Here is a 5,017-nt window from a genome sequence, read left to right on the forward strand (position 1 = left end):
GTGGTGGGGGTGGTGCCGGAGATGCCGAAGGGGTCGAAGTCCGGCGGCGGGATCATCACCGGGGTGCCCTTGCGCGGGGCCGGAGCCGCCGCGTCCGCCGCGGGGGCGGTCGCCGCGGGCTCCTCCGCGACCGGGGCGAAGGGGTTGAAGTCGGCGGGCGGGATGCGCACCGGGGTGCCGCGCAGGTGTACCGGCTTCTCCTCCTGGTCCGCCGCCGGGGCGGCGGGCGGGGGCACCGGGACGGGCGGAGCGACGGGCGGGGCCTCCGGCGCGGGCGCGGCCGGGGTCCGGAGCGACTCGCCGTCCCAGCCGAACTGGATGCTCTTCAACAGCTCCGCGAACGCCTCGGTGTACAGCTCCCAGTCCTCCGGCCGGGCCGTGGACAGCTGGGCGCACAGCACCGTCCCGCGGTCCGGCAGCGGTACGAAGGCCTGGACGGCCGAGGTGACCACCCAGCGGCGCTGCCCGTCGGCGGCCAGCGCCCCGGGCACCGGCACGGTCCGGCCCTCGACCAGGACGGCGGCCGGCCCGGCGGGCAGCAGCACCGTCCAGACCTCGGCGTGCCGCCGTACGGTGGCCAGTTCGGTGGCGAGCTCGGTGATCGGCAGCGGGTGCCGGGCGAGCGAGACGACCAGGGTGGCCTCGGAGGCGCGCCCGTCCACCTCCAGCGCGCACACGCCCGCGTAGCGGACGCCCGCGTCGTGGAGCAGGTCGGTCAGGGTCGCGGTGATCACCGCGAAGTCGCGGCGCGGTTCCGGCCCGGTGGCGCTGAACAGCTCCTCGGCGACCTCGGCCAGGTGCCCGGTGAGTTCGGCGGCCGCTGCGAGGGTGGCCCGGTCGGTGCCGTCGGTGCCGTCGGTGCCGTCGGTGCCGTCGGCGGTGTCCGCCGGGGCGGCGGGCACGGCCCGGGCGGTGACCCCGGCGGGCCCGCCGGGGGAGGTCAGCGGGTGGAAGCCCGGCGGGACGACCAGTCGGACCTCGGCGCCCGCGCCGGTGGCCAGTTCGACCGGCTGCCGGGTCTGCTGACCGGCCGCCAGCGCGGCCAGGGCCGGGGCGAACGGCGGGCGCAGCTTGGCGTCGGCGAACTCGCCGGTGACCGGCAGCTGGAACAGCGCGGCCGAGGTGGTGCCCCGGTCGGCGATGGCGCCGCGCACCGCGCCGCCGCCGTAGCGGTGGTGCAGTGCGGTCGTCACCCGGTCGGCGACCCGGGCGCCGGTGCCGGGCCGGGCCGTTCCGGCGGTGAGCACCGTGCCGAGCCGGTCGAGGGCCTCGTGCACCGGGCCGTTGGGTGCCAGCGGCAGGCCGAACAGGGCCTCGGCGGCGGGGTGTTCGGCCGGCTTCGGGGTGCTGAGCGCAGCGGCCGGGTGGCGCGAGGTGTGCTCGTCGAAGAGGGCGTCGGTGAGCGTGCCGAGGGTCGCGCTGACCTGCTCGGCTGCCGCGAAGGGGTTGGCCTCCGCACTGAACTGGACGTCCTGGGTCAACTGGTGAGCCCCCCGCTCTGCTCCGTCTGCGATCGGTGGTTCGGGTGGGACCGGAACCGCCTGGGCGGCGGGTCGTCAGGTCCCCGCCCATTCCTATCAGAGCCCACCGTCGGCACCGAACCGCAGGATCACCCGATGATCACGCCGGGGAGGCGTCGGCGGACCCTTCCGTGGCCTGCGCGGACGGTTCGTCCACGGGCGCCGCGGCCGTCGGGGCGGGCGCCGGGACGGGTGCCGAACCGGCCGTCGGAGCGGCCAGTGCGGTGAGCGCGTCGAGGATGCCGGGGACGGCGAACAGCCCGACGAGGTCCTGGACCAGCCGCCCGGACGGCCCCTCGGGCCGCTCGTCGGCGAAGAAGGAGGCCAGCTCGGCGGCCAGCGCGGGCTCCCGGGCGGCGGTGAGGGTGAGCGAGGCGACGAACTCCTGGACCAGGTGCAGCTGCAGCTCCTCCAGCGGCACGGACCGCTCGGCCAGCCACTCCAGCGAGGTGATCTCCGCGTTGGCGATCCAGGCCCGGACGGTCAGCCGCAGCCCGGGGCTCGGCGCCGGGACGGCCAGGTGGGCGAGGATCTGGTCGTGCGCCGCCCGGCGGACCTCGTCGATCACCGCCGAGGTGCCGGGGCTGGCCGCCACCGAGCCGCCGCGCAGCAGCGCGGCGAAGCCGGGCCCGTGGCTCTGCACGAAGTCCAGGTAGCGGCCCATCACCCGGAACAGCCGCTCCGACAGCGGCCCCTCCATCGGCTCCTCGAAACGCGCCGAGAGCTCCCGCCCGGCGCGTCGCAGCGAGGCCTCGTACAGCGCCTGCTTGCCCGGGAAGTAGTGGTACACCAGCGGCCGGGAGGCGCCCGCGGCGGCGGCGATGTCGTCGATCGACACCTCCTCCGGCGGGCGCCGGCTGAACAGCTCCAGGGCCACGGCGATCAGCTGTTCCCGCCGCTCGTCCACGCTCAGCCGCCGGCGCGGCCGCTCGCCCGCGGCCCCCCGGTCGGGGGCGGCGGCGGTCCGTGCTGCGCGGTCGGCCGTCGGCGACGGCGTACGGGAGGCCATGCGCGCAGCCTATCCGGCGGCCGTCCGCGGGCCCATGCGGCCTGTCCCGCGCTCGCCGGCCCGGCCGGCGGGCTACCCGGCCTTGAGCTCCAGGTAGCGGCGGTAGGCCTCCAGGCCGTCGACGACGAAGGTGTCGCGGGCGAGGCGTTCGGCGAGCTCGGCCGGGGTGAGCCAGGCGTGCCAGGCGACCTCGGACTCCTGCGGGGAGACCGGGCCGTCCCACTCCGCCTCGTACATGTCGCACCACCAGGAGAGCTTGCCGCCGTCGGGCTCCCGGAACAGGAACTTGAAGAGCGGACGCGGGGCGATGCCCCGGACGCCGAGCTCCTCCTCGGCCTCCCGCACGGCCGCGTCGGCGTAGCTCTCGCCGGAGCCGACCACGCCGCCGACCCACATGTCGTACGCGCCGGGGGAGAACAGCTTGGTGTCGGTGCGGCGGTGGACGAAGATTCGCCCGGCCGGGTCGCGGACCATGATGAAGACGCAGCGGTGGGTCAGCCCCTGGCGGTACACCTCCCCCCGCAGCGCCGTCCCGATCACCCGGTCGTTCTCGTCGACGATGTCCAGCAGCTCTTCGGCAGGGTTGGTCATGAACGACAGGTTAGGGTTTCCGGGCCCGCTTCGAACGCGGGACCGAGGAATTCGAACGTCGACGAACGGGCTGAGGACGGCGCGCGGTGGTGGAGATCTGGGGCGAGACGGCCGAGGGGTTCGAGCCGGTACGGGAGGCCTTCGCGCGGAACTTCGCCGAGTGCGGCGAGCTGGGCGCGGCCTTCGCGCTGTACCTGCGCGGCCGCAAGGTGGTCGATCTGTGGGGCGGCGACGCCCGGCCCGAGGTCGGCGGCCGGCCCGCGCCCGCGGTGCCGTGGACGGCGGACACCGCCCAGGTGCTGCGCTCGGTGACCAAGGGGCTGACCGCGGCCACCGCGCTGCTGCTGGCCGAGCGGGGCCTGCTCGACCTGGACGCGCCGGTGTCCTCGTACTGGCCGGAGTTCAAGGCGGCCGGCAAGGGCGCGGTGCCGGTGCGCTGGCTGCTGTCGCACCAGGCCGGGGTGCCGGCGCTGGACGTGCCGCTGAGCCTGGACGACGTGCTGACCTGGGAGCGCGCCGTCGACGCGGTGGCCGCGCAGGAGCCCGCCTGGGAGCCCGGGACGGCGCACGGCTACCACCCGTACACCTTCGGCTGGCTGGTCGGCGAGGTGGTGCGGCGGGCGGGCGGCCGGACCGTCGGCCAGTACTTCGCCGAGGAGATCGCCCGGCCGTTCGGGCTGGACCTGTGGATCGGGCTGCCGGCCGGTGCCGCGCCCCGGGTCGGCAAGCTGGTCGACCTGCCCGCCCCGGAGGCGGCCCGGACCGGCCCGAGCGGGCTGCGGCTGCGGCCCAAGCAGTCCGTCCGGGACGCCTACCAGGACCCGGCCTCGCTGACCGCCCGGGCCTTCGCCTCGGTGCTGCCCGGGGTGGACATGAACGACCCGGTGGTGCAGGCCGCCGAGATCCCCGGCGCGAACGGCATCGGCACGGCCCGTTCGGTGGCCCGGTTCTACGCGGCGCTGATCGGCGCGGCCGACCGCCCGGACGGCTCCGGCGCGCTGCTGCCCCCGCTGTTCGGCCCGGAGGTGCTGGCCCGTGCGGTCGGGCCGGTGGTGAACGGCCCGGACCGGGTGCTGATCGTCAACTCGACCTTCGGCCTGGGCTTCTGGCGGCACGGCCCGACCGCGCCGATGGCCTCCCCGGCGAGCTTCGGCCACCCGGGCCGGGGCGGCTCGCTGGGCTTCGCCGACCCTGAGCTCGGGCTCGGCTTCGGGTACGTCACCAACGGGATGCAGCCGGGCGTCACCGGGGACGTGCGCTCGCGCAACCTGATCCGCGCGGTGCGGGGGTGCCTGGGGCTGTCCTGAGCCCTGCCGATCCCTACGCCTGGCCGGTCTCGAAGCGGCTGATCTTCCCGCCGTCGACGGTGAAGCGCCAGGCGGTGCGCATCTCGCCCCAGGTGTCGTTGGTGAAGTTGGCGACCAGGGCGTGGCCGTGGCCGGACTCGGTCTGGACGTCCATCCGGCCGCGCGAGGAGAAGATCTCGCGCTCGGTCCAGTCGGCCAGGTCGCGGTCGGAGCCGTCGTCGGACATGGTCGCGCCGGGGGTGAGCGTGGCCAGGAAGGCGTCGCGGTCGCCGGCGTTGACCGCGGTCACGAAGGCGCGGACGGCGGGGTCGGAGAGCTTGCTGGGGGCGATCGTCATCGAGGACTCCCGAAGGGAAGAGGAACGGGAGTCCTTGTTTAGGGCGTTCGCGCGGGCCGTCCGGGCATGTCGGCGGCGCGTCGGCAAAATCACCGGATTCATGTGCTTAGATCCCGAAACAGGCGATTTGCCCGGTGAGCCCGCCGCGGGGAGTGGCGGTGGGGGGGGGGGGCCCGCGGGGGGGGGGCCCCCCCCACAAAACGGGAGAAAAAGGCCACCCCCGCGGGGGGGGTGTAGGACAGCAAGGTTTTTT

Annotated in this window: 5 protein-coding genes; 1 reads left to right on the top strand and 4 read right to left on the bottom strand. The window is 75.6% G+C overall.

The window, feature by feature from the left end; genetic code table 11:
• From ACFC1T_RS38080 to ACFC1T_RS38090, 3 genes are all read right to left on the bottom strand, one after another.
• A partial coding sequence (locus tag ACFC1T_RS38080) for a hypothetical protein (RefSeq protein WP_375897314.1) occupies window positions 1-1,481 on the bottom strand: 1,481 nt, incomplete at its 3' end.
• 139 nt (window positions 1,482-1,620) lie between these two features.
• Window positions 1,621-2,529 (bottom strand): TetR/AcrR family transcriptional regulator, encoded by a 909-nt coding sequence (locus ACFC1T_RS38085; protein WP_375897317.1) that lies wholly within the window; start codon window positions 2,527-2,529, stop codon window positions 1,621-1,623.
• A 72-nt stretch (window positions 2,530-2,601) separates the two neighbouring features.
• Window positions 2,602-3,120, bottom strand: a complete 519-nt coding sequence (locus ACFC1T_RS38090) for an NUDIX hydrolase (RefSeq protein WP_375897319.1) — start codon at window positions 3,118-3,120, stop codon at window positions 2,602-2,604.
• An 86-nt stretch (window positions 3,121-3,206) separates the two neighbouring features.
• Between ACFC1T_RS38090 and ACFC1T_RS38095 the strand changes: the two genes are divergently transcribed.
• A complete protein-coding gene (locus ACFC1T_RS38095; RefSeq protein ID WP_375897321.1) occupies window positions 3,207-4,427 on the top strand; it encodes a serine hydrolase domain-containing protein in 1,221 nt (406 codons plus the stop codon).
• A 13-nt stretch (window positions 4,428-4,440) separates the two neighbouring features.
• On the opposite strand, the gene ACFC1T_RS38100 is transcribed toward ACFC1T_RS38095, so the two are convergent.
• The gene (locus tag ACFC1T_RS38100) at window positions 4,441-4,764 is read right to left on the bottom strand and encodes a nuclear transport factor 2 family protein (RefSeq protein WP_375897323.1); all 324 of its coding nucleotides are present in this window, start codon (window positions 4,762-4,764) and stop codon (window positions 4,441-4,443) included.
• Window positions 4,765-5,017 lie beyond the last annotated feature (253 nt).

This window comes from Kitasatospora sp. NPDC056076 (assembly GCF_042266305.1).
In the GTDB taxonomy this organism is placed as follows: domain Bacteria; phylum Actinomycetota; class Actinomycetes; order Streptomycetales; family Streptomycetaceae; genus Kitasatospora.